The following is a 25,038-nucleotide window of genomic DNA, read 5'->3' as shown; positions in this document are numbered from 1 at the left end:
TCTCTGTAAGCCCCTAATATTCGCTCTCCCGCACTCTCACCCCACAATAATGCCCTTGTTAGCTATACTTTCAATATCACTCCTACAATCATCAATTCTGATTTTAATATTTTAATTAGTGTGATCAACCACAAATACTGCATCAAGCCAGTGTAATACCCTGCGAATTAACTAAATAAAACGAGCATTATAATATTCGCGCGGAAGGTTTTTAGCTTCTGTATGGACTTTATTGGCTCCTCATTTTCGCAGAACAATGACCCCGTAGAGGCAACCTATCATGGATAGAACCACCCCCACTGGTTTACTTCAGCAACCTAAACCGTTTTTTATGATCTTTTTTGTCGAACTATGGGAGAGATTCGGTTATTACGGTGTTCAGGGGATTCTGGCTGTCTTCTTCGTTACACAACTCGGTTTCTCGCAAGAGCAGGCATTTATTACTTTTGGTGCTTTTGCGGCATTAGTTTATGGTTTGATTTCCATTGGTGGCTACGTCGGTGACCATTTATTAGGCACTAAACGCACCATGGTATTAGGTGCCGTCGTGCTGGCTGCCGGCTATTTTGCTACCGGTTTATCACTGTATCAACCTAACTTAATTTTCTTCGCATTAGGAACCATTGCCGTCGGGAATGGTTTATTTAAAGCCAACCCAGCAAGCTTACTCTCAAAATGTTATCCACCTAAAGATCCACGGCTAGATGGCGCCTTTACCCTGTTTTATATGTCGATAAATATTGGTTCATTACTGTCATTATCATTGGCTCCAGTTATAGCTGAACGCTTCGGTTACACCATTACGTATTACTTGTGTGGCATTGGTTTAATATTTGCGCTACTGGTCTATTTCTGTTGCCGCCATATGGTGCGTAATATCGGTTCTGAGCCAGATGCAAAACCGTTAAATTGGCGCAATTTGTTGTTGGTTTTGGCCGGAAGCTTGGTGATGATTTGTGTCTGCGCTTGGTTGATGAATCATGTCATTATCGCCAACCTGGTACTGATCGTCTTATCGCTGATTGTGGTGTTTATCTTCTTCAAAGAGGCATTAAAACAAGACCAACTGGGTCGCAATAAAATGTTCGTTGCATTTATTCTGATGATTGAAGCCATAGTGTTTTATGTTCTGTATGCACAAATGCCCACCTCACTAAACTTCTTTGCTATCAATAATGTTCACCACGAAATTCTTGGGTTTACTATCAATCCGATTAGTTTCCAGGCATTGAATCCGTTTTGGGTGGTGGTGGCCAGCCCCATTTTAGCTTCACTTTATACCCGTTTGGGCAGTAAAAACCGTGACTTATCCATGCCCGCCAAATTTACTGTCGGCATGTTTTTATGTTCACTGGGCTTTCTGACCGCTGCTGCTGCTGGGATGTGGTTTGCTGATGCTCAAGGTCTGACATCACCTTGGTTTATTGTTCTGGTTTACTTATTCCAGAGCCTGGGGGAATTGATGATCAGTGCGTTGGGTTTAGCGATGGTGGCCGCATTAGTCCCGCAATATCTGATGGGATTTATTCTGGGCATGTGGTTCCTGACCCAAGCGGCATCCTTCCTGATTGGTGGCTATGTCGCAACTTTTACTGCAACCCCCGAAGGAATGACTGACCCACTCGAGACATTACCTATTTACACTGATGTTTTTGGTAAAATCGGTATGGTCACACTGGTTATCGCCTTGGTTATGGCACTACTTATTCCATGGCTCAATAGAATGATTAATACACCAGTGACTGAGAAAATCACGAGCTGAAAATAAGTATCATTAGGGCTGAAACAGATTCAGCCCTATACCAAACAGGTTTACTCTTCGCGAGTAATACCAAAATGTTTATACGCATGGTTAGTGGCAATACGCCCACGAGGTGTCCGCTGAATAAATCCTTGTTGGATTAAATAGGGCTCCAACACATCTTCGATGGTTTCTCGTTCTTCACCAATAGCAGCAGCCAGATTATCCAGGCCCACCGGGCCGCCCATAAACTTATCGATCACCGCCAGCAACAGTTTGCGGTCCATAAAATCGAACCCTTCCGCATCAACATTCAGCATATCCAGTGCTTTCATCGCCACATCTCCGTTAATAGCACCGTCTGCTCTGACTTCTGCAAAGTCTCGGACACGGCGCAACAAACGGTTAGTTATCCGAGGAGTTCCCCTAGAACGACGCGCCAACTGGTGTGCCCCTTCCGGTGTTAACTCCAGCCCCAGACACTTGGCGCTACGCGAAACAATATGTTCTAAATCAGCCACTTGATAAAACTCTAGCCGCTGCACAATACCAAATCGGTCACGTAACGGCGAGGTCAACGACCCCGCACGAGTCGTCGCGCCAATCAGGGTAAAGGGGGGCAAATCAAGTTTGATGGAACGCGCAGCCGGGCCTTCGCCAATCATGATATCTAGTTGATAGTCCTCCATTGCCGGATACAGAATCTCTTCTACAACTGGCGATAAGCGGTGGATTTCATCAATAAATAAGACATCGTGTGGCTCCAGGTTGGTGAGCATGGCAGCCAAATCACCGGCCTTTTCCAACACTGGGCCAGAAGTCGTTCGCAGATTCACCCCCATCTCATTGGCGACAATATTTGCGAGCGTCGTTTTACCCAATCCCGGCGGGCCAAATATCAACACATGATCCAGTGCATCGCCGCGCTGTTTAGCCGCCTGAATAAAGATTTCCATTTGCTCACGGACATGGGGCTGCCCGACATATTCTGCCAACATTTTCGGACGGATAGCCCGATCAATACTTTCTTCATCACTGATAACACCCGCAGAAATCAGGCGGTCTGCTTCAATCATCCTTAGCCCCTTTATACCCTTCGTACTTGAAACCGCAGGGGTGTTAGCTGCCTGCTACGCCCAAGACAATAGGTATGATACTCGTTATAACGCAGCGCGCAGAGCATCACGAATGAGGGTTTCACAATCTGCTCCCGGTTTCGCTATTTTGCCCACCAGTCGGCTAGCTTCTTGTGGTTTATAGCCTAACGCCACCAGCGCAGAGGCGGCTTCTGCTTCGATATCCGCATCTGAGGTCTTTGCTGCACTGGCAGGTAGTTGAATATCACCAGTATTATTGAACAAGTCACCGTTAAGGCCTTTAAAGCGGTCTTTCATTTCAACCACCAACCGCTCTGCGGTTTTCTTGCCCACACCCGGTAATTTTATCAATGTGGTGATATCTTCGCGCTCTACCGCGGCCACAAACTGCTGTGCGGACATGCCGGAGAGAATGGCCAATGCCAGTTTTGGGCCAACACCGTTAACTTTGATCAATTCACGAAACAGCGCACGTTCTTGCTTATCATTGAATCCGTACAGCAGTTGGGCATCTTCGCGCACCACAAACTGGGTAAAGATAATCGCTTCCTGCCCCAGTTCGGGCAGTTCATAAAAACAGGTCATCGGCAATTGGACTTCATAGCCAACGCCATTGGTTTCCAGCAGCACCAGCGGTGGCTGTTTTTCCAGAATAATACCTCTGAGGCGCCCTATCACGTTGACTCTCTCCTCGTTTTATCCACATTAGGATATAGACATAGTACCCGTTTATAGCATAAAAAAAGCTGGATGGATATCCAGTTAACGCGGTTAGTGAAGTTGTTTGGAGGGGAAATGTGACGAATGGGCCGTAATGGCACAAGCCGCCAGAGTCGTCATCTGTGCCGTCGCCCCGACTGATTCGGAACCTGTTAACACCGGTTTGTCATCAGTCGCCCGCCCTCTGCGATTAATTTACCTTTTATTGCCCTAGTGTACCTTAGTGCGCCTTGGTGCAAAATTAACGCAAGCGACCACGCGCCATAACCAACTGGCTATTACCTAATCGCACCGTATTTTGACTAAGATGGCAATGCGTAATCGCAATAGCCAAGGCATCGGCGGCATCCGCTTGAGGATTCGCAGGTAACTTCAACAATGAACGCACCATATGTTGAACCTGACTTTTTTCAGCCGCTCCTGTTCCTACGACAGTCTGTTTAACCTGACGAGCGGCGTATTCGGAAACTGGCAAATTCAGATTTACCGCAGCAACAATTGCGGCACCCCGTGCCTGCCCCAGTTTTAAGGCTGAATCCGGGTTTTTCGCCATAAAGACTTGCTCGATTGCAAAAAAATCGGGCTGAAACTGGGTGATAATTTCCGTCACACCGGCATAAATTAACTTCAGGCGCGTTGGCATATCGTCAACGACAGTACGGATACAACCGCTGCCCAGATAGGTAAGTTGACGACCTTGCTGGTGGATAACGCCATATCCGGTGACACGCGAACCGGGGTCGATACCTAATACGATCGCCATACCCGCTATTACCTTTTTACTTCAAAAGCCCTGGCCACCAATGCGGCCAGAGTGGATTGCAGATACCCTAAAAGAGTCAGATAAATATGTGATGACTTACAGCGTTGCTGCCACTTCATCAGAGATTTCACCATTATGGTAAACCTCTTGCACATCATCAGAATCTTCTAACATATCAATCAAGCGCAGCAGTTTTGGTGCAGTTTCTGCATCCAGATCCGCTTTGGTTGATGGAATGAGAGCAACTTCAGCGCCTTCTGCCACCAAACCAGTAGCATCCAGTGCATCTTTCACGGCTCCCAGAGATTCCCAGGCAGTAAACACGTCAATAGCACCGTCGTCGTAGACCACGATATCATCGGCACCTGCTTCCAACGCCGCATCCATCACCGCATCTTCTTCCAAGCCAGGTGCATAAGAAATAACGCCTTTTTTGGTGAACAGATACGAAACAGAGCCATCAGTTCCCAGATTACCGCCCGTTTTGGTAAATGCATGACGAACTTCAGATACAGTACGGTTACGATTATCACTTAGGCATTCGACCATCACGGCAGTGCCGCCTGGACCATAGCCTTCATAGATGATTGTTTCCATATTGTTATCTTCATCACCACCAACACCACGAGCAATAGCGCGGTTTAGGGTATCGCGAGTCATGTTATTCGACAGCGCTTTATCGATAGCCGCACGCAGACGTGGGTTGGCCCCCGGATCACCGCCACCCAAACGGGCTGCGGTCACCAATTCACGGATGATTTTAGTAAAAATCTTACCGCGCTTGGCATCCTGTGCTGCTTTGCGGTGTTTTGTGTTGGCCCATTTACTATGACCTGCCATAAGAATCTCCAAAATAGTCTAATTAGACTGAATAAATAACAAATTCTTCAATCGCTTGCTGATTACTCCAGGACTTAGTTAATGCTGCGGCATCCGCAGCATCTACCCACTGGTAAGCAAGATGTTCAGTCAACACCACGTCCCGCTCTTCGGGTAACGCCAAACAGAACCAATGTTCTTTGTTGTGCGTTACGCCCGGCGCATAACGATGGCGAAAATGAACAAAGATTTCAAAGTCCACACAGCGCTGGCAGTCAAGTAACACCAGATTTTCACCCAGTATGTCAATGCCGACCTCTTCCTTTACTTCACGCTGTGCGGTTTGCAACGGGCTTTCTCCCTCTTCCAGACTGCCAGTCACCGACTGCCAAAAATCAGGGTCATCACGCCGTTGCAACATCAGCACCCGACCACTTTTTCTGGCGTAGATAACCGCCAGTATCGATTCGGGGCGTTTATAATTCATTACTGATTCTCTGCTTCCGCGCCATCAGTTGCTGCTTTCTTTGCCACAACGCTGATAGACAATTCTTGCAAAGATGCAGGGTTAGCAAAACTTGGGGCGTCAGTCATCAGACAAGCGGCGGCCGTGGTTTTCGGGAAAGCAATTACATCACGGATGTTATCAGTGCCGGTCAGCAACATAACCAGGCGATCCAGACCAAAAGCCAAGCCCGCGTGTGGCGGTGTGCCGTATTTCAATGCATCCAGCAGGAAGCCAAATTTCTCACGCTGTTCGTGCTCATTAATACCCAGAATACCAAACACTTGCTGCTGCATCTCAGTGCGGTGAATACGCACTGAACCGCCGCCCACTTCGTAGCCGTTGATGACCATATCGTAAGCATTGGCGATAGCGGTAGTTGGTGCTGCGGCCAACTGTTCCGGGCTCATATCTTTAGGCGCAGTGAACGGATGGTGCATAGCCGTCAGGCCACCTTCGCTGTCATCTTCAAACATCGGGAAGTCGACAACCCACAGTGGTGCCCATGTACCCAACTGAGTCAGTTGCAGGTCACGGCCCACTTTCAGACGCAGTGCGCCCATCGCGTCGGTGACGATTTTGTAGCTATCAGCACCAAAGAACAGGATATCGCCACTTTCTGCCTGAGTGCGGGTCAAAATAGCGTCCAGCACCTCTGCACTGAGGAATTTTGCGATTGGGCTTTGCACGCCCTCCATACCCGCAGCACGGTCATTCACTTTCAACCATGCCAAACCTTTAGCACCATAGATGCTGACAAACTGACCGTATTCGTCAATTATTTTACGGGTCAGCTGTGCGCCACCCGGGACACGCAAGGCGGCAACTCGGCCTTTGGCATCATTAGCGGGGCCAGAAAAGACTTTAAACTCAACATCTTTGACCAGATCCGCAACATCTACCAGTTCCAGCGGGTTGCGCAAATCTGGTTTATCGGAACCGTAGCGACGCATAGCTTCAGCAAACGTCATTACCGGGAAATCACCCAGATCAATGCCTTTGGTTTCCTGCCATAATTCGCGCACCAGTTTCTCCATCACTTCACGCACTTGATCGGCGGTCATGAAAGAGGTTTCAACATCGATTTGAGTAAATTCTGGTTGGCGGTCAGCACGTAAATCTTCATCACGGAAGCATTTTACAATCTGATAGTAGCGGTCAAAACCAGACATCATCAGCAATTGTTTAAACAGCTGCGGTGACTGTGGCAATGCATAAAACTTGCCTTTATGTACGCGGCTTGGTACCAGGTAATCACGCGCACCTTCAGGGGTCGCTTTGGTCAGCATTGGCGTTTCAATATCAAGGAAACCGTGGCTGTCCATAAAGCGGCGTACAAAGCTGGTAATTTTGGCGCGGGTTTTCAGACGGTCGGCCATTTCAGGGCGACGCAGATCCAGATAGCGATATTTCAGGCGCTGCTCTTCGCTGTTGGTCTGATTAGAATCCAGAGGCAATGGTTCAGAACGGTTGATAATATTCAACGTGTTAGCAAAGATTTCTACTTCACCGGTCGACATATCTTTATTAATTTGGCTATCAGGACGTGCGCGCACAGTCCCCGTAATCTGAATACAGAACTCATTGCGCAGCTCAGAAGCTTGTTCATAAGCGGCTTTATGGTCTGGATCGAAGAAGACCTGAACGATACCTTCGCGATCGCGCATATCAATAAAAATCAGGCCACCTAAGTCACGACGACGGTTAACCCAGCCACAAAGTGTCACTTCTTGACCCACATGGGACAGGTTCAACTGCCCGCAATATTCAGTACGCATACAATATCCTTTTACTCAGCCGATGCCGCACGCGCTATGCACTGTCCGTGCGGCTGTTTTCTGATAAACCCTTACTTGAGTCTCAGCTACTATTGTCTGGTTTACTCTTACCCGCGTTGAAATCTATCGCGTACCTATTCGTACTTTGCCGTGTTTTGCCATGATAAGCAGATCGCAGCGATAAATTTCGATAACGCCAGTTGATGACACGCAGGACATTACGTCAGTGGCGCGTCAGAAAAATTCTGCAATTACTCGAATTGAGGGTTGCAAGCGCTACACGCTCTATTTTATCCAAAAAAAGTCCAACAGCGGCAGCGATATTTTGGATTAAAGAGTGTGGAAAAAAGGGGGCCATTATAAAGGAAATTCGTCGCATAGATAAGAGCGAACGCACAGCTCAGGTATGACAAAATCCCTTTCCGTGATGTTTTAACACATCATTTAACAAATTTATCCCCCCACGGGGACTACCCAGTAACATATGTTGGCATAAACTGGTCAGCAGCTTAACCCTTTCGTTCCAGTTTTCTCATATGATATTGAGGCACAACATCATGAAACTTGATGCAAAAACCACCGCTCTGGTACTGATTGATTTGCAGCAAGGGATTCTCCCCTATGCTAAAAGCCCTTACAGTGCCGAGCAGGTTATCGCAACCAACGCACGTCTGGCAGCCGCCTTCCGCCAGCTTGCCGCCCCCGTGGTTTTCGTGCGTGTAGGGTGGTCTGATACATTCGCCGAGGCACTTAAACAACCCGTTGACCAGCCAAGCCCCCCACCTGCGGACGGTTTGCCTGATTCCTGGTGGACGTTCCCTGAGCAACTGGCCGTAACAGATCAAGATATTAAAGTGGTAAAACATCAGTGGGGTGCTTTTTACGGTACGGATTTAGATTTGCAACTGCGTCGGCGCGGTATTAAAACCATCGTATTGGCCGGAATTTCCACTAATATTGGTGTCGAGTCCACAGCCCGCGCAGCATGGGAACACGGTTATGAGTTAGTGATTGCCGAAGATGGTTGCAGCACGGGCAGCACCGAAATGCAGCAATTCGCGGTCAAAAATATCTTCCCAAGGATATCCCGCGTGCGCAGCAGTGCCGAAATTATTGCCGCACTGGCCGAGTGACCATCAATCCGGCAAAGTAAATACCGCCAACAACGCCTTGCATCAAAAACTGTATTTACCCAAATTAGTTGGTTTTACAGCCAGGCGGCAAAATGAGTAAATCCCGATGAGCTGACATAAGTCAGTGATTCGGGTGAGTGAATGCAGCCAACAACGCTGTAGAGCCAAATAAGAAGGGAAAATAAGAAGGGAAAACATGTATATAGGACTGCCGCAGTGGCAACACCCAACCTGGAACCGGCTGGGTATCAAGGACTTGGCTGACTATAGCCGCTACTTTAGTTGTGTTGAAGGCAATACGACTTTTTATGCATTACCTCGGCTGGAAATCGTGCAGCGCTGGCGCGATATGACTCCCGACAGCTTCCGTTTCTGTTTTAAATTCCCATCCACTATTAGCCATCAGGCGGCTTTGCGTGACATTGATCAAGAGCTTCAGGCTTTTTATCAATGTTTGTCTCCGTTGCATTCGCGTATTGGTCAATTATGGTTACAGTTACCTGCCGCTTTCGGGCCCAATGAACTCAACCGGTTATGGCAATTTATTGATAAACTGCCGGCGGGATTCAATTATGGCGTAGAAGTCCGCCACCCGGCGTTTTTTGCTAAAGGGCCAGAGGAGTTAGCCCTCAATCAGGGCTTACATCAGCGCTCGGTGAATCGCGTGGTATTGGATAGCCGCCCTATTCATGCGGCCAAACCACTCACTGCGGCAGTTCGAGACGCACAAAGTAAAAAACCGCGCCTGCCCGTGCATGCTATTGTCACCGGTGGGCAACCTTTGGTGCGTTTTATTGGTGGCGACCAGTTGGATGATAATTTAGCGCTGTTCTCGCCCTGGCTCCAAAAATTGCCATTATGGGAACAGCAATACCAACCTTATGTTTTCATTCACACGCCAGATAACAGCGACTCCCCACAACAGGCACAAAAAATCTGGCAACAATTAGCCACGCACATTGTCACCCTTCCTCCACCACCCGACTGGCCAGAGCAAGAAACACTGTTTTAATGATGTCTGGGTGTTTTTTGTACTAATACGGCGAGGTTGGCCAAGATATATCAGCCGTAATTCGCAACCTTATCTTTCTAAACACTAAACTGAATATCAAGAAATGAACTTCCACGCTTTTTTCTAGCGACAGTGAACCAGTAGGCGGTTATCATTATTCAGCCAGTCTATGGTTGGGCAATGGAGTTGAAAATGGTTAGCTCGCTTTATGTCGTGTTGGGCGCACTGTTATTGATCAAGCTTTCATTTGATGTAGTTAAATTGAGAAATCAGTATCGAGTCGCTTATGGCGACGGCGGTTTTTATGAATTACAAACCGCCATCCGCGTACATGGCAATGCCGTAGAATATATTCCTATTGCTGTCATTTTGCTCATTATGATGGAAATGAACGGTGCTGAAACCTGGATGATCCATATTTGTGGATTAATGCTAATAGTGGGCCGTCTGCTGCACTATTATGGTTTACGTCATCGCGAAATTCGCTGGCGTCGCTCTGGGATGAGTGCTACCTATGTTTCTTTAATATTGATGGTTATTGCTAATATTTATTATTTGCCTTGGGATCAGATTTTCAGTCTGACCTAATAAACCTTTCTTTATCTTACCTGGCTGGTGGTGAAAACCACATTGTCGGAACAGAGTGAGTCCAGGCGGCTTATTGCCGCCTTCATGCCAGTCCTCACCTCTCTGGCTATAAACCCTCGTTTTAGCGCGCTAATCTGTGTGATTTTCTGTTATAATACGCGCCTTTAATTTCTTGTTAATGCCAATGACAGTCATGCCAAATCGCGACACTCAATCTCAAAACGATGCACCGCGCCACCCGTCTGGGGCAACCGAGCCACAGCGTGATAGCCTGTTTGCCGCCCCTATTGCCAAGTTAGGTGATTGGACTTTCGACGAAAAAGTTGCTGAAGTCTTCCCGGATATGATCCAGCGATCGGTGCCCGGTTATTCCAACATTATTTCGATGATAGGCATGCTGGCAGAGCGTTTTGTGCAACCCAATAGCCAGATTTATGATCTCGGCTGTTCACTGGGTGCGGCTACACTGTCAATGCGCCGTAATATTAAAGCCGAAGGTTGCAAAATCATTGCGGTAGATAATTCACCGGCAATGGTTGAACGCTGCCGACGTCATATCGATGCCTTTCGGGCAGACACCCCGGTCGAAGTGGTGGAGTCCGATATTCTGGATATCCAGCTGGAAAATGCCTCGATGGTGGTGCTTAACTTCACTTTGCAATTCCTTGAGCCAGCAGACCGCCAGCGGCTGCTCAATCAGGTGTATCAAGGGCTGCGGCCCGGTGGCGCTTTAGTGTTATCCGAGAAATTCAATTTTGAAGATAACGATATCGGCGAACTGCTGTTCAATATGCACCTCGATTTTAAGCGCGCCAATGGGTACAGCGAACTGGAAATCAGCCAAAAGCGCAGCATGCTAGAGAACGTCATGTTGACCGATTCCGTGGAAACCCATAAAAACCGTCTTCATCAGGCCGGTTTCGAACATGCTGAAGTTTGGTTCCAATGTTTTAATTTTGGTTCGTTAATTGCCCTAAAAGCGGGAGAGGCTCAATGATTGAATTTGGCGATTTTTACCGACTGATAGCCAAAGGCCCATTAAGCCCGTGGCTCGATACCCTGCCCGCTCAGCTCAGTGCCTGGCAGCGCGAATCATTGCACGGTAAATTTAAAACTTGGTTTAATGCCGTCGAGCATTTGCCCGCCCTCACCCCGACGTCACTTGATTTACTTCATGGCGTGCGCGCAGAAATGTCCCCCCCAATCTCTGCCGGCCAGCGCGAAGGTATGGAAAATATGCTGCGCGCCCTAATGCCCTGGCGCAAAGGCCCTTTTTCATTGTATGGGCTGGATATTGATACCGAATGGCGATCTGATTGGAAATGGCAGCGGGTATTGCCGCATATCAGCCCGCTGGCGGGGCGCACTATTCTGGATGTCGGCTGTGGCAGCGGGTATCACTTATGGCGCATGGTCGGCGAAGGTGCCCATCTGGCGGTGGGTATCGACCCCATGCAACTGTTTTTATGCCAGTTTGAAGCCATTCGTAAGCTGCTAGGGGGCTGTCAACGCGCCCACGTATTGCCGCTGGGTATTGAGCAACTGCCAGAATTAGCCGCCTTTGATACTGTTTTTTCAATGGGCGTGCTGTATCACCGTCGCTCGCCTCTCGACCATCTCTATCAGCTGAAAAATCAGTTGGTTAGTGAAGGTGAATTGGTGCTTGAGACGCTAGTGGTTGAAGGCGATAGCCAGCAGGTATTGGTGCCAGGTGAACGTTATGCTCAGATGCGCAATGTCTACTTTATTCCGTCAGCCAGCGCCTTGAAATCCTGGCTGGAGAAATGCGGTTTTGTCGATGTCAGAATAGCCGATATGGCCGTGACCACCACCGAAGAACAGCGCCGCACCGACTGGATGACCAGCGAGTCATTAGCTGAATTCCTCGACCCCCATGATCCGAGTAAAACAGTGGAAGGGTATCCGGCCCCACTGCGCGCCGTATTAATTGCTCGGAAACCATAATAAAAAACCCCGGACTGAGTGCCGGGGTCATACTCACAACACGGCCATAAATCTATGCAGATTGTGGCAATTGAGTCGCGATACTTAAACAACTTTTCATCGCTTCAACCACATCAGCATCCACACAATAGTGTGAAAACTCATCAACATCACTGTTGGCGCACATGGTGACACCCGCTTTGCGATACTTCATGGTTGACGGCACGTTACGCCCCGCCGAACTGTGCAGTTCGCGGATCCCAGCATCTATAAATTTTTGTATATTCGCCAAGCGAACACCCGCACCGGCCATAATTACCGGCCCTTTATCCTGGGTTGCAGCCACTAAATCTTTCAACAATGCCAAACCTAACTCGGCATTTTTCTGTTGCCCGGAGGTTAAAATCCGCGCCACGCCCAGACTGGTTAATTGCTGTAGCGCAATCATGGGGTTCTGGCACATATCAAATGCACGGTGGAAGGTAACCGCCATATCGCCGCTGACCGCCATGATTTCCCGCATCCGCAGCATATCAATATGACCGCCATCATCCAGTACCCCAACCACTACGCCTGCAAAACCCATATCCCGGATGCGGGCAACATCATTTTTAATGATGTCGAAGTCATTGTGACTGTAACAAAAATCACCACCACGAGGCCGCACAATGGGATGAACAGGAATAGTGACTTTCTCTCTGGCTTGCATTAATGCACCAATGCTCGGTGTTAAGCCCCCTTCGGACTGACCGCAGCATAATTCAATCCGGTCGGCTCCTGCCTTTTCTGCTACCAGCGCACAATCAACACTGTAACAACAAATTTCCAATATCGTCATTATCTCCCCCGCTTGATGGATGCCACTGCAATAGTACATATATCCTTGTTATTTATATGCATATTAATTAATGAAAAGTAATCATGCTGACAAATAAATAGGATGCTAAATATACTTCTCAAATTAAAATAAAAGTGAATCACGCATGCTGAGACATTCACTATGGCACTCATTTTGACTCTATGAGTAGATGTCAGTCACAGTGATAACCATAAGTGATAGTCGGCATTGAAATAAATAACCCAAATATGTTAGGCATTGCGCTCGCTATCAACTATCTGTCGCAAAGTATAGGGGTGAAATTTAATGGTTATCTCGCCATCACTTACCGCCAGCGTTGGATTAGCCAGCCGCTCATGCTCTCCCTGCGGGGAACTAAACTTGGTATAGAATCCCTCTGGCAATGTAGCGGGTAATAAGGCTTGAGCACGTAAGTGCAGGGTTTCTGGGTCTCCGGGCAACACCAATTCAATATGTTCCCAGCCTTCATGAGGGTAATGTGTTTTTCCCGGAAACGGCAATTCAACACAATCAATATGCCAAGGGCCAATAGTGAGCGGTTGCGCTAAATCAAACAGGCAGATAGGTCGCCCATTAATCTGTGATTCGGACATCAAATTACCGCACTGCTGCCACCCCCGACGCCAGCGCTGCGCCGTTTCAGTTTGATGGCAACGTAATGAAATATGATCAGCACTGAATTGCGTCAAATCCAATTTTAATTTAGCGGCAAAAATAACCAATTTCTGTTCAAAGCGCGGCAAGTCAGTTAATAAATCCCGTAATTCTGCAATATTACTCAGGCTGCTCATCTCATTTTCCTTATATATGTGAGGCGGGCATAATCTACAGTTATTAGCACTAATCAGCCATATTTAATCTGACGCTATTATGGTGTCGCGTTTAACATTGCTAATAAAATCGCCAGTTGGGTTTTACCCGCAAGAGATTAGCAGCAACCGCAGGCCCAATGCTGACGCCGAGGGTCAAATATGATATAAATCCTGCCATATTGTGACTAACGCTCAGCCAGAGCATCTCACTGCTTATGCGGTGTCAGTTTTGGTTCCGTTTGAATTAACTGGCACAGAAATGCGTTTGTACGTCATTTAAGTGTCTTTCGTGCGTAATTAAGGTAACCCGGTGAATATTCAGGCTCTTCTCTCAGATAAAGTCAGCCAGGCGCTGATTGCAGCAGGTGCTCCAGCAGGTAGCGAAGCTCAAGTTCGCCAATCTGCCAAAGCTCAATTTGGCGATTATCAAGCTAACGGCGTGATGGCCGTTGCCAAAAAACTTGGCATGCAGCCCCGACAACTGGCAGAAAAAGTCATTGAACTGCTCGACCTTGACGGCATTGCCAGCAACGTTGAGATTGCCGGCCCCGGTTTTATCAATATTTTCCTTGACCGCCAATGGGTTGCCAGCAAAGTAGAACAAGCATTGACGGCCCCAAAACTGGGGGTTGCTCCCGTTGAACCACAAACTATTGTGGTGGATTACTCCGCCCCTAATGTGGCCAAGCAGATGCACGTCGGTCACCTGCGCTCAACTATCATTGGTGATGCCGCAGTACGGACGTTAGAGTTCTTAGGCCACAATGTTATCCGCGCCAACCACGTCGGTGACTGGGGTACCCAGTTTGGTATGCTGATTGCCTATTTGGAAAAGATGCAAAACGAAAACGCCAGCGACATGGGGTTATCTGATTTAGAGCTTTTCTATCAGCAAGCCAAGAAAACCTATGACGAAGATGAAGAGTTCGCACAGCGTGCCCGTGCTTATGTGGTGAAATTGCAAGGCGGTGACGAATATTGCCGCCAGATGTGGCGCAAATTGGTGGATATCACCATGGCGCAAAATCAAATTGCTTATGACCGCTTAAATGTCACCCTGACCACAGATGATGTCATGGGTGAAAGCTTATATAATTCAATGTTGCCCGGCATTGTTGCTGACCTGAAAGCGAAAGGTCTGGCGGTGGAAAGCGAAGGCGCAACTGTTGTCTATCTGGATGAATATAAGAATAAAGACGGCGAGCCAATGGGGGTCATTATCCAGAAAAAAGATGGCGGCTACCTCTACACCACCACTGACATTGCTTGTGCCAAATACCGCTATGAAACACTGGGTGCAGACCGAGTGCTGTACTACATCGATACCCGCCAGCATCAGCATTTAATGCAAGCCTGGACTATCGTGCGCAAGGCCGGTTATGTGCCGGAATCCGTGCCACTAGAACACCATATGTTTGGCATGATGTTGGGCAAAGATGGCAAACCATTTAAAACCCGCTCCGGTGGCACCGTCAAACTGTCCGATTTATTGGATGAAGCCATTGAACGTGCTGGCAAACTGATTGCTGAGAAAAACCCGGATATGCCTGCGGATGAACTGAAACAGGTGGTTGAGGCGGTGGGTATTGGCGCGGTGAAATATGCGGATTTATCAAAAAGTCGCACCACTGACTATATCTTCGACTGGGATAATATGCTGGCGCTGGATGGAAATACTGCACCTTACATGCAATATGCCTATACCCGTGTAGTTTCCGTGTTTAAACGCGCTGGCATTGATGAAAACAGCCTGACATTGCCATTGGTGATAACGGAAGACCGTGAAGCGGCGCTGGCAACCCGCCTGTTGCAGTTTGAAGAAGTCATCACCACGGTAGCCCGTGAAGGAACACCGCATGTTATGTGTTCTTATCTGTATGATCTGGCGGGTTTATTCTCCAGCTTCTACGAACATTGCCCGATTCTGAATGCAGAAAATGAAGAAAGCCGCCAAAGTCGCCTGAAATTGGCTATGTTGACAGCAAAAACCTTGAAACAAGGCCTGGATACCTTAGGTATTCAAACTGTTGAGCGGATGTGATTTTTCACCAATATGTAGTTTTTCACCAATATGTAGTTTTTCACCAACATGTAATTTTTCACCAACATGTAGTTTTTCACCCAATAATGCAGTAAAAGGTGATTGACGGGGAAATATACCGAGTGGGCCGTAGCCGTGTTAGCGGCTGACGTGCCCATCGGTGCAGTCGCCCTGACGGGCTGAATTCAGAACTAAAATATTTCTTTGTCAGCAATCTCAAGCCCGGCCAAAAAGCCTTTAGGCTACTGAGGCAAACTGGCAAGGTGAGGCCAGCAGAAGAGTAAAGCGTCCGCGCCAGAAATGGCGCGGCTCAAGGTAACAAAGCGGTATTTCCGGCGTCTTTAGTGCCTGCTTGCTCTCTACCCAGCAAACACCTTGCCATCTATCTTCCAACCGCTAAGCTCGGCTAAAACTAATGTGTCCGGCGCGCAAAATCCCGCAGTTTAAATCCAAGCAGTGTCAGCGCCCCGAAATAAGCAATGACACCCGCCGCCACCACCGCAGATAATCGTAGTAGGCGATAGGCCATCCCACCGACGTCCCAAGCGGGCATAAACCACAGCAGCGCCAACAACACCACTGACATCACCACAACCCCAATCACCAATTTCGTCAGGAATATCGCCCAACCCGGCTGTGGATGGAAAATATCCTGCTTGCGTAATTGCCAATATAACAGGCTGGCATTCAAGCATGCGCCCAAACCAATCGACAGTGATAAACCGGCATGTTTTAGCGGCCCGATGAAAATCAGGTTCATGACCTGAGTTAATATCAAAGTAATAATTGCGATCTTGACCGGTGTTTTAATATTTTGGCGAGAATAGAACCCCGGAGCCAACACTTTGACGACAATTAACCCCATTAACCCCACAGAATAGGCCACTAGCGCCCGTTGTGTCATGGCGGCATCAAAAGCGCTAAATTTCCCATACTGGAAGAGTGACACCACCAGCGGCTTGGCTAAAATGCCCAGCGCGACTGCACTTGGCAATGCCAATAAGAAACACAACCGCAGCCCCCAATCCATCAACTTGGAATATTCGTCATGGTTGCCACTGGAAAAGCTTTTGGCCAGTGAGGGTAACAAAATTGTCCCCAATGCCACCCCCAGCACGCCGGAAGGAAATTCCATTAAGCGGTCGGCATAATACATCCAGGAAACCGACCCTGACACCAAAAATGAAGCAAAAATAGTATTGATAATCAAGGATATTTGGCTGACTGACACCCCAAGAATCGCCGGCCCCATCAGGCGCATTACTCGCCAAACGCCCGCATCACGTAATGACAAGCGCGGCAGCACCAACATCCCTATTTTCTTTAAATGAGGAAGCTGATAGCCCAATTGCAACACCCCACCGACCACCACGGCCCAAGCCAATGCCATCACCGGTGGATTAAAATAAGGGGCGGCAAATAGCGCAAAGCCTATCATGCTGACATTCAGTAATGTGGGCGCAAACGCCGGGATGGAAAAGCGGTTCCAGGTATTAAGGATTGCACCCACTAATGATGCTAATGAAATCAGTAAGATATAGGGAAAAGTCACCCGCAACAGTGCAGAAGTTAACGCAAATTTGTCTGGCGAGTCAGTAAACCCTGGGGCGGTCACAAAAATAACCCAAGGGGCTGCCAGCATCCCTAAGATAGTGACGACCGCCAAAATCAGGGTAAGTAACCCCGAGATATAAGCCACAAATGTCCGGGTTGCCTCTTCCCCCTTCTGGCTTTTATATTCGGCCAGAATTGGGACAAAAGCCTGTGAGAATGCCCCTTCAGCAAATATACGGCGCAGTAAATTAGGCAATTTAAATGCCACAAAAAAAGCATCCGTTGCCATTCCTGCACCAAAAATCCGTGCCACAATCGCATCACGGGCAAAGCCCAACACACGGGAAAACATGGTCATGGAACTGACAGCAGCCAGTGATTTCAATAGATTCATATTTTTTCTAATAGATTTGGATGATAAAACTGGCGCTAGTCTACGTAATCAAAACTGAATAGCCACTGATAGATGTAACAAATTAATGGCCTACAAATTTTCACGGCCACATTTCTATAGCTGCAAAATATTTTCTATCATTCGTTGCGCATAGATAGCCTCTTCACCAGAGACTTGGGGCGCGGTTTGGTGACTTACTGCGGTAATAAAGTGCTGCACTGCGCCACTAAATCCCCGCTGCTCCAGTGTGGTTTGCCAGCTCGGTGCCGGTAAGCTAATCACCCGCCCCTCAGACTCCTGTTGCCACTGGCGCATGTCGGTTATCTGATAGCAAGCTGTGGGGCTAATGGCTTGCACACTTTCCCGCTGAGTGCCCGCCTGCCGGTGCATGCTGGTCGTAATGCAGCAATTACCCGCCTGGAAATGGTGTTCTGCATACAGCATTTGCCCCTGCTCATTAACTTGCACCGCCCCCGTCATCAATATGGCGGCCTCTTCACCCAGCCACAGCGCCGTATCGACCACATGCAGATAATCATCAAGCAGAGTGAAACGCACCTCTTGTGGCCCGACCCCATTCTGACGATGTTTTTCCATGCGCAGGGAGGCTGGCTGAGACATCTCCTGCTTAAGCTTTTGATATAATGGTGAAAAACGACGATTAAACCCAACCATAAGTGACAAATGTTGCTTTGCCGCCAGTGCAATCAATTGCTCAGATTGCTCAAGTGTCTCGGCTAATGGTTTATCAACATAAACATGGATACCCGCCTGCAATAACTCACTTACTACCTGGAAATGGCTGGCGGTACTGCTGTGGACAAACATGGCATCGCACTGCGCGGCTAAGGCATCCAGTCGCGAAAAATAGCGCATGCGATAGCTGTCGCATACCGGTTGTGCTTTGATTTGATTAGGGGAAAACGCCCCCACTAACTGCCAGTCCAGTTCTTGAGCCAAAATAGGTAAATAGGCCTTTTGGGCAATGCCGCCAAGGCCAACAATACCCACTCGCAGTTTTTTACAGGGCTTTTTCATAGCATCCTTATTAATCATCCAGTTGGATAAGCACTTCATCCAGACGACGGGTCAATGCAATAACTTGCTGTTCTAGCTGGGCCACTCTGGCTTCCAGGCTACTGCTTCCCCCCGCGATATTTTCTTCAACCGACGAATCTGGTGCAATATCTCCGCTGAAAAGATGCATAAAACGGCTTTCACGTTTACCCGGTTCGCGCGCCAAACGCACAACAAAAGGCCCGTCTTCGCGCAAAGATAGCTGCTTCAGTACCTCTTCAGTTTCTGCGACATCAGCAAACTCATACATTCGGCTGGTACGGGTGCGCAATTCACCCGGCGTCTGGGCACCGCGCAACAAGAGTGTGGTAATCACCGCCAATTCAGCCGGGGAAAACTTCAAATTACCAAACTCGGAATTGCAAAAACGATGTTCGTACTTCATTACCCGATTGCCACTTTGGGTGCGGATCAGGTGCTTTTTCAGTAAGAAATCCAGCGTCTGCTGCACCTCTGACTCAGATAACTCCATCACAGGTTCGCGGTTAGTTTTCTGATTGCAAGCCAGAGTCAAGCCATTCAGCGACATCGGGTATTGCTCCGGTGTCGTCACTTGTTTCTCCAGCAAACAGCCAATAACTCTGGCTTCTTGAGCATTTAAACTGTGTTTCATCCTGACCTCAGCGAGTTGGCGTCCATTCTTGGTTAGTCAAAGCCGTCAGTACATGATCGCGCCATTGACCATCGATCAATAAATAATCTTTCGCATAGCCTTCGCGCTCAAATCCAAGGCGCTCAAGCAAACTGCCACTGCGATGATTATGTGGCATATAGTTAGCCATAATACGGTGCATCCGCTCTTGCCGTTGCATATAGCGAATCAGCGGTTGCAGTGCTTCAAACATCAGCCCCTGCCCCTGCCAGCGCTCACCTAATGAATACCCCAGAAAACAGGCATGGAATGAACCGCGTAACACATTGCTAAAGTTCGCCACACCACGGACTTCTTTTTCTTCCGGATCTAACAAAATAAAATAATAAGCGCTGCCCTGTTTTTGCAGCTCCATAATCATGCCCAAACGCGCCTGCCAGCCCGATGGCATACAATGGCTTTGGTCGCGCACCGGCTCCCAGGGTTTAAGGAATACCTGATTTTCCGCGTAATAATCTGCCATGCGGTAAGCATCGCGTTCATTGACCAGCCGCAGAGACATGCGGTCTGTGGTTAAACGTATTTTGGGTGTTGCTGAATGATAGCCAAACATCTGCTCCCCTCGAGCTATGCGTTGTAGTTAATTTAGCGGCATTCTTCTATTCAATATACTTGTTGCATTAGCACCGCGTAACACCACGCTGGCGTTTTTTCACCTGTCGAGACAACAAAATGACACAACAAAAGGGCTTAAAATGCATTCTATTATGAAATTGTTGGTGAGGTAACGTATTGACGATAAAAAAATATTATCAATCTAACCTCTATCGCTTCCGACAATTTGGGTACAAACTATAAGCGTAATTTCTAATCTCTCCTTTTTTAAAATCTGACGGTGAAGCATGGCCTTGGTATCACAAGCTCGCAGCTTGGGTAAGTATTTTTTATTGCTCGATAACTTATTAGTGGTGTTAGGTTTCTTCGTTGTCTTCCCACTCATATCTATCCGATTTGTCGATCAATTGGGTTGGGCTGCGGTTATCGTCGGTCTCGCGTTAGGATTAAGGCAGTTAGTCCAGCAAGGATTAGGCATTTTCGGCGGTGCTATTGCTGACCGTTTCGGCGCTAAACCAATGATAGTTACCGGTATGCTGATGCGCGCGGCGGGCTTCGCATTAATGGCGATGGCCGACGAACCCTGGATACTGTGGTTGGCCTGTGCGCTATCTGGCCTCGGCGGCACTTTATTTGACCCACCGCGTACCGCCTTAGTGATTAAACTCACTCGCCCCCACGAACGTGGCCGCTTTTATTCTCTGCTGATGATGCAAGACAGCGCCGGCGCGGTCATTGGTGCATTGATTGGCAGTTGGCTATTGCAATACGATTTCCATTTTGTTTGCTGGACAGGTGCCGTTATCTTTATTTTGGCCGCAGGCTGGAATATTTGGTTACTGCCCGCTTACCGTATTTCTACCGTGCGCGCGCCGATGAAAGACGGGTTAATGCGGGTGCTACGTGATCGCCGCTTTGTAACCTATGTCCTAACGCTAACCGGTTATTACATGCTTTCTGTGCAGGTGATGCTGATGTTGCCCATCATGGTCAATGAAATTGCTGGCTCGCCCGCCGCAGTGAAATGGATGTACGCCATTGAGGCGGCACTGTCTCTGACCTTGCTCTATCCTATTGCTCGCTGGAGCGAAAAACGTTTTCGCCTTGAACAGCGTTTAATGTTTGGGCTATTAATAATGACATTAAGCTTGTTCCCCGTGGGCTTAATTAGCCATCTGCAAACACTGTTTATGTTTATTTGCTTCTTCTACATGGGGTCTATTATTGCCGAACCTGCTCGTGAAACTCTCAGTGCTTCACTGGCTGACTCACGCGCACGTGGCAGCTATATGGGCTTTAGTCGGTTGGGACTGGCATTGGGTGGCGCACTCGGTTATACCGGTGGCGGTTGGATGTATGATACTGGCCGCACCCTTGACATGCCGGAGTTACCCTGGTTCCTGCTTGGCGTGATTGGTTTAATTACACTGGTCGGGCTTTACTGGCAATTTAACCAACGCCGCATTGAATCGGCCATGCTCAGTGGCAGCTAATCTGTTATTTTCCGGAGCCGCTTTGGCTCCGGTGTCCCTTTATTTCCACCGCGCTTTGCACGGCTGCAACACATGCCGATTCAGGGTTATCTGATTGGCAAATGCTCTACTCTGCCGCACTATCTTCCCCCCTTATTCCAAACCGCAGTTGAACCAATGCGGTTAATAATACAAAACAGCAGATTAACCAGTTACTATTGGGAAATGAGTTAACTTGATGTATTAGTCCCTATTTCACGAGGTTTTATGAAAAAATTAATGTGGGGTGCTGCGGCGTTGATAGTGACTGCAACTCTGGTCGGCTGCAACCAACTGACGCAATATACCCTGAGCGAACAAGAAGTTAATGACTATCTGCAAAAGCATAATAACTACGAAAAACAGATTGGTATTCCGGGTCTGGTGGACGCCCATATTACCCTGACACAGTTACAGAGCCAGATTGGCCGAGCGGAACCCGGTAAAGTGACATTAACCGGCAATGCCAAGGTGGATATCACCTCTATCCTCGGCCCACAAACTGCCGACATGACACTGACATTAAAAGCCCAACCGATATTTGATCGTGAAAAAGGCGCTATTTTCCTAAAAGATATGGAATTGACGGATTACACCGTTAAACCAGAGAAAATGAGCTCAGTGATGAAGGCACTGACACCTTATTTGAACCAGTCGCTCAAATCGTATTTTGATCAGCAACCCGCTTATGTATTAGACGGTGAAAAAAGTAAAGCGGAAGCAATGGCCAAAAAACTGGCGAAAGGTTTAGAAGTGAAACCGGGGCAATTAGTCATCCCACTGACTGACTAATTTGACCGCCCTCTAATGAGAGATAAATAAAACGGAGGACATTACGCCTCCGTTTCATCTTCCTCAGATAACTCATCCCACATAGCTTGCAATGCTTCACGGCTTAATTGCGCCAAAGTGCGATAAAAACCACTTGCCGCATGCGCTTCAACTTTGCCTAGAAAACGGCCACACCACGGCAGTAAATAGTCATTAAACAAAGCAAGTTGCGCCGCGATTTCATCTTCCGCAGCGTGATCTTCCAGCCATGATGCTGCAAGTAATAGCCCACCAAAATGGTCAGTTGGCCCATCTCCCAGTGGCATACCCCGTTGTTGCAGAAAAGCTCTAACCCCCGCTTCGGGAGCAGCACCCTCATAATCGGAGCCATAAGGTGAAACACTGCGCTCTTCGCCGACAAACAGGGCATTATAATCTGCACTTAAGGCTTCCGGCTGATACTCCTGTTGCAAGCGAGCAAGTAACTCACCTTGTTCCAGCGGCCAATGTTGCTCCAGCTTCCCTTGGCTTATCAATGCAAAAAGAGGTTCCAGCAGCGCATCTTGTGGCTGGCGATAAAATAATGAGCCAAGAATGCGGCACACCAGAGAAAAATCATTCATTTACATCTTCCTGTTTCTTATTAATTTTCAACTATTATTTGTGACAACGTCACATAATAAATTACAACTCAGCTAACTCAGGGATAGCAGGACGACCCCGCTGTTCAAGGAAATCCAGTAAACGGCGCGGGCTGGTATTCAAAATCCGCTCTTGCGGGAAATTCACTTCAGCAATAATACGTTCGCAATGCTCAAAAATCCCCAATGAATAAGCAATATGAGAATCAGATCCCAGGGCTAACCACCCGCCCGCGTCCCGCACTGCCTCGGCAATTGCCCGACAATTGGCCTCGCTACCTTTACGTGAATGTGTAAAAGAGGAATTATTTAATTCCAACGCCACATTATATTTTGCTGCTGCTTGAGCAACCGCTTTAATATCAATCGGATATTTCGGGTTACCGGGGTGGCTGATAATATGCACATTCCCCTGCGCCATAGTCGCAATCATTGCCATGGTATGGGCCGCCTTATCTTGCGGCGGAAATACTGGCTCATGAAAGCCCGCCAGCAACAGATCAACCGCATCAAGCATCGGCCCGGTGCAGTCGATATCACCAACCAGATTTTTAATATTGGCTTCAATACCGCGTAAAATCCCCACCCCGTCAACCATCCGCGGCCAGACCTGCATATTCATAAAGTGCCAATAATGAGGGGCATCGGCCATATCTGGGCCGTGGTCGGTGATGGCAAACAACTTAATGTTTTTTAGTTTCGCTGCGGCGATATAGTCATGCAAGGTGCTGTAAGCATGGGTACTGGCGACGGTATGCATATGTAAATCAACAGGATACATGAATACTCCACAAAGTCTTTTAAAGCAGAATGATTTTATTGCCGGCAAAGCATAGTCCGCTAATGATAGCAGGAATTCTTCTCATCAGCAGAGCTAAAAACCTTACCTGAACATCCCGCCTTTACTGCACTGAAAACCTTTTACATCAATAACCTCGCGCTACGTCAACCAATCCAGCCGGTTCCCTACCCGCTTCTATAGCATGGATGTTAGCGGCCACCTGATCCATTGCGGCTTCCGGTAAAGTTATTGCCGCAATATGCGGCGTGATAGTGATACGCGGGTGGCTCCAGAAAGGATGCATTGATGGCAATGGCTCTTCAGCAAACACATCTAATGTCGCAGCGGCTATGTTTCCCGCACTCATCGCCGCCAATAAATCCCGCTCCAACAGATGCGCGCCCCTGGCAATATTGATGATATAGGCATTGGCATTCAATTGTGAAAAAAGGGATTGATTGAGGATACCGGCAGTTGCTGGTGTATGCGGTAGCAGATTAATCAGCAATTGTGTCCCTTGAATAAATGCCGGTAACTGCTCTTGCCCCGAAAAACTGGCCACGCTATCAATGTGTTTTGGTGTTCGACTCCAACAGCGAACAGTAAAACCGAATTCGGTGAGTTTGTGAGCCACACTTTTGCCCAATACACCCGCACCGAGAATACCTATGGTAAATTTATCATGCTGATGCGGTGCTAAAGGTTGCCAATGTTTCTGCTGTTGTTGCAGTTGATACTCATCCATTCGACGAAAATAACGCAATACACTGGCAACAACATATTCCTGCATTTGCAAGGACATCCCGGTATCTTCCAGGCGCACCAATGGCACACCTGCGGGTAATGTGCCGGGGTAACGCCGCTCTTGATCCAAAATGGCATCCACACCGGCCCCTAAAGCAAAAATGCCTTTTAGCTCAACACGTTTTGCTAGCATTTCCTGTGGTGGCTGCCAAACTAATGCATAATCTGCCGGTTGTGTATCACCACGTTGCCATTGACGGATATTTGCGGTGGGTAACCGAGACTTTATCCCTGATAACCACTGTTTTGCTTCAAAAGACGGGTGATAAAAAATAATATTCATTAGTTGCCAACTCCTTGCGAAAGTACTGCCAGATTTCCGCGATTAACGTTGAGATGCAAGTGTTACTCGCAAAAAATGCCGATGAAATCAGCAAACTGCTGCAACTTTAACTAAACAGCAATAAAGCACACAGAAGAGGGTTGACGCTGGGCAGACTTTTGCCTACATTACGCCGGTCAGCAACGCAAAGCGCGGTTGATAGC

24 protein-coding genes are annotated in these 25,038 nt (G+C 48.0%); 9 read left to right on the top strand and 15 right to left on the bottom strand.

Features of this window, described 5'->3' with window-relative positions:
* Positions 1 to 280: 280 nt before the first annotated feature.
* On the top strand, positions 281 to 1,762 hold the full coding sequence (gene dtpB, locus YROHD0001_RS06840) for a dipeptide/tripeptide permease DtpB (protein WP_032817128.1): 1,482 nt from the start codon (positions 281 to 283) through the stop codon (positions 1,760 to 1,762).
* 50 nt (positions 1,763 to 1,812) lie between these two features.
* Here dtpB and ruvB read toward each other — a convergent pair whose 3' ends face one another.
* The 6 genes from ruvB to aspS all read right to left on the bottom strand — a co-directional run bounded on the left by ruvB (position 1,813) and on the right by aspS (position 7,423).
* Positions 1,813 to 2,817, bottom strand: coding sequence for a Holliday junction branch migration DNA helicase RuvB (ruvB, locus tag YROHD0001_RS06845; RefSeq protein ID WP_004715228.1), 1,005 nt, complete (start codon positions 2,815 to 2,817; stop codon positions 1,813 to 1,815).
* 84 nt (positions 2,818 to 2,901) lie between these two features.
* Entirely contained in the window at positions 2,902 to 3,516 is a 615-nt protein-coding gene (gene ruvA / locus YROHD0001_RS06850; protein WP_004715226.1) for a Holliday junction branch migration protein RuvA, read from the bottom strand.
* Positions 3,517 to 3,799: 283 nt separating this feature from the next.
* Positions 3,800 to 4,321: a crossover junction endodeoxyribonuclease RuvC gene (gene ruvC, locus YROHD0001_RS06855; protein WP_004715225.1), complete on the bottom strand. Its 522-nt coding sequence runs from the start codon at positions 4,319 to 4,321 to the stop codon at positions 3,800 to 3,802.
* Between the two features lie 96 nt (positions 4,322 to 4,417).
* Positions 4,418 to 5,161, bottom strand: a complete 744-nt coding sequence (locus YROHD0001_RS06860) for a YebC/PmpR family DNA-binding transcriptional regulator (protein WP_004715224.1) — start codon at positions 5,159 to 5,161, stop codon at positions 4,418 to 4,420.
* 22 nt (positions 5,162 to 5,183) lie between these two features.
* The gene (gene nudB, locus YROHD0001_RS0118070; RefSeq protein WP_032817127.1) at positions 5,184 to 5,627 is read right to left on the bottom strand and encodes a dihydroneopterin triphosphate diphosphatase; all 444 of its coding nucleotides are present in this window, start codon (positions 5,625 to 5,627) and stop codon (positions 5,184 to 5,186) included.
* Positions 5,627 to 7,423: an aspartate--tRNA ligase gene (gene aspS, locus YROHD0001_RS06865; protein WP_004715223.1), complete on the bottom strand. Its 1,797-nt coding sequence runs from the start codon at positions 7,421 to 7,423 to the stop codon at positions 5,627 to 5,629. The genes nudB and aspS overlap by 1 nt, the downstream gene beginning before the upstream one ends.
* A 557-nt stretch (positions 7,424 to 7,980) precedes the next feature.
* Here aspS and YROHD0001_RS06870 point away from each other — a divergent pair.
* The 5 genes from YROHD0001_RS06870 (at position 7,981) to cmoB (ending at position 12,121) form a co-directional block, all read left to right on the top strand.
* On the top strand, positions 7,981 to 8,556 hold the full coding sequence (locus tag YROHD0001_RS06870) for a hydrolase (protein ID WP_004715222.1): 576 nt from the start codon (positions 7,981 to 7,983) through the stop codon (positions 8,554 to 8,556).
* A gap of 196 nt (positions 8,557 to 8,752) precedes the next feature.
* Complete coding sequence (locus tag YROHD0001_RS06875; RefSeq protein ID WP_004715220.1) at positions 8,753 to 9,568, top strand: DUF72 domain-containing protein; 816 nt, start codon at positions 8,753 to 8,755, stop codon at positions 9,566 to 9,568.
* A 192-nt stretch (positions 9,569 to 9,760) separates the two neighbouring features.
* Positions 9,761 to 10,156 (top strand): MAPEG family protein, encoded by a 396-nt coding sequence (locus YROHD0001_RS06880; protein WP_032817126.1) that lies wholly within the window; start codon positions 9,761 to 9,763, stop codon positions 10,154 to 10,156.
* A 193-nt stretch (positions 10,157 to 10,349) separates the two neighbouring features.
* On the top strand, positions 10,350 to 11,153 hold the full coding sequence (cmoA, locus tag YROHD0001_RS06885; protein WP_032817124.1) for a carboxy-S-adenosyl-L-methionine synthase CmoA: 804 nt from the start codon (positions 10,350 to 10,352) through the stop codon (positions 11,151 to 11,153).
* Entirely contained in the window at positions 11,150 to 12,121 is a 972-nt protein-coding gene (cmoB, locus tag YROHD0001_RS06890; RefSeq protein WP_032817123.1) for a tRNA 5-methoxyuridine(34)/uridine 5-oxyacetic acid(34) synthase CmoB, read from the top strand. The genes cmoA and cmoB overlap by 4 nt, the downstream gene beginning before the upstream one ends.
* A gap of 52 nt (positions 12,122 to 12,173) precedes the next feature.
* Here cmoB and cutC read toward each other — a convergent pair whose 3' ends face one another.
* Both cutC and YROHD0001_RS06900 read right to left on the bottom strand, forming a co-directional pair.
* Positions 12,174 to 12,938, bottom strand: coding sequence for a copper homeostasis protein CutC (cutC, locus tag YROHD0001_RS06895; protein ID WP_032817122.1), 765 nt, complete (start codon positions 12,936 to 12,938; stop codon positions 12,174 to 12,176).
* Positions 12,939 to 13,189: 251 nt separating this feature from the next.
* Positions 13,190 to 13,750 carry a VOC family protein gene (locus YROHD0001_RS06900; RefSeq protein WP_004715214.1) on the bottom strand — a complete coding sequence of 187 codons (561 nt, stop codon included), beginning with the start codon at positions 13,748 to 13,750 and terminating at the stop codon, positions 13,190 to 13,192.
* 331 nt (positions 13,751 to 14,081) lie between these two features.
* On the opposite strand from YROHD0001_RS06900, the gene argS reads away from it, so the two are divergent.
* Complete coding sequence (argS, locus tag YROHD0001_RS06905) at positions 14,082 to 15,812, top strand: arginine--tRNA ligase (RefSeq protein WP_004715213.1); 1,731 nt, start codon at positions 14,082 to 14,084, stop codon at positions 15,810 to 15,812.
* A gap of 412 nt (positions 15,813 to 16,224) precedes the next feature.
* Here the strand turns inward: argS and murJ are convergent, their stop codons facing one another.
* The 4 genes from murJ to rimJ all read right to left on the bottom strand — a co-directional run bounded on the left by murJ (position 16,225) and on the right by rimJ (position 20,042).
* Entirely contained in the window at positions 16,225 to 17,760 is a 1,536-nt protein-coding gene (gene murJ / locus YROHD0001_RS06910; protein WP_004715212.1) for a murein biosynthesis integral membrane protein MurJ, read from the bottom strand.
* A gap of 114 nt (positions 17,761 to 17,874) precedes the next feature.
* The gene (locus YROHD0001_RS06915; RefSeq protein ID WP_032817120.1) at positions 17,875 to 18,816 is read right to left on the bottom strand and encodes a Gfo/Idh/MocA family protein; all 942 of its coding nucleotides are present in this window, start codon (positions 18,814 to 18,816) and stop codon (positions 17,875 to 17,877) included.
* Positions 18,809 to 19,450: a YceH family protein gene (locus YROHD0001_RS06920; protein WP_004715210.1), complete on the bottom strand. Its 642-nt coding sequence runs from the start codon at positions 19,448 to 19,450 to the stop codon at positions 18,809 to 18,811. The genes YROHD0001_RS06915 and YROHD0001_RS06920 overlap by 8 nt, the downstream gene beginning before the upstream one ends.
* A gap of 7 nt (positions 19,451 to 19,457) precedes the next feature.
* Positions 19,458 to 20,042, bottom strand: coding sequence for a ribosomal protein S5-alanine N-acetyltransferase (gene rimJ / locus YROHD0001_RS06925; protein WP_004715209.1), 585 nt, complete (start codon positions 20,040 to 20,042; stop codon positions 19,458 to 19,460).
* 289 nt (positions 20,043 to 20,331) lie between these two features.
* Here rimJ and mdtH point away from each other — a divergent pair, with 289 nt between their 5' ends.
* Together mdtH and YROHD0001_RS06935 are read left to right on the top strand one after the other, a co-directional pair.
* Complete coding sequence (gene mdtH / locus YROHD0001_RS06930) at positions 20,332 to 21,537, top strand: multidrug efflux MFS transporter MdtH (protein ID WP_004715208.1); 1,206 nt, start codon at positions 20,332 to 20,334, stop codon at positions 21,535 to 21,537.
* Between the two features lie 246 nt (positions 21,538 to 21,783).
* Complete coding sequence (locus YROHD0001_RS06935) at positions 21,784 to 22,347, top strand: lipoprotein (protein ID WP_004715206.1); 564 nt, start codon at positions 21,784 to 21,786, stop codon at positions 22,345 to 22,347.
* Positions 22,348 to 22,388: 41 nt separating this feature from the next.
* Here YROHD0001_RS06935 and YROHD0001_RS06940 read toward each other — a convergent pair whose 3' ends face one another.
* The 3 genes from YROHD0001_RS06940 to ghrA all read right to left on the bottom strand — a co-directional run bounded on the left by YROHD0001_RS06940 (position 22,389) and on the right by ghrA (position 24,835).
* The gene (locus YROHD0001_RS06940; protein ID WP_004715205.1) at positions 22,389 to 22,949 is read right to left on the bottom strand and encodes a TorD/DmsD family molecular chaperone; all 561 of its coding nucleotides are present in this window, start codon (positions 22,947 to 22,949) and stop codon (positions 22,389 to 22,391) included.
* A gap of 61 nt (positions 22,950 to 23,010) precedes the next feature.
* Positions 23,011 to 23,748 carry a phosphatase gene (locus YROHD0001_RS06945; protein ID WP_004715204.1) on the bottom strand — a complete coding sequence of 246 codons (738 nt, stop codon included), beginning with the start codon at positions 23,746 to 23,748 and terminating at the stop codon, positions 23,011 to 23,013.
* A gap of 145 nt (positions 23,749 to 23,893) precedes the next feature.
* Positions 23,894 to 24,835 carry a glyoxylate/hydroxypyruvate reductase GhrA gene (gene ghrA / locus YROHD0001_RS06950; protein WP_004715203.1) on the bottom strand — a complete coding sequence of 314 codons (942 nt, stop codon included), beginning with the start codon at positions 24,833 to 24,835 and terminating at the stop codon, positions 23,894 to 23,896.
* Between the last annotated feature and the right edge of the window lie 203 nt (positions 24,836 to 25,038).

This window comes from Yersinia rohdei ATCC 43380, assembly GCF_000173775.1.
In the GTDB taxonomy this organism is placed as follows: domain Bacteria; phylum Pseudomonadota; class Gammaproteobacteria; order Enterobacterales; family Enterobacteriaceae; genus Yersinia; species Yersinia rohdei.
This window is presented reverse-complemented; position numbering and strand designations above follow the sequence as displayed.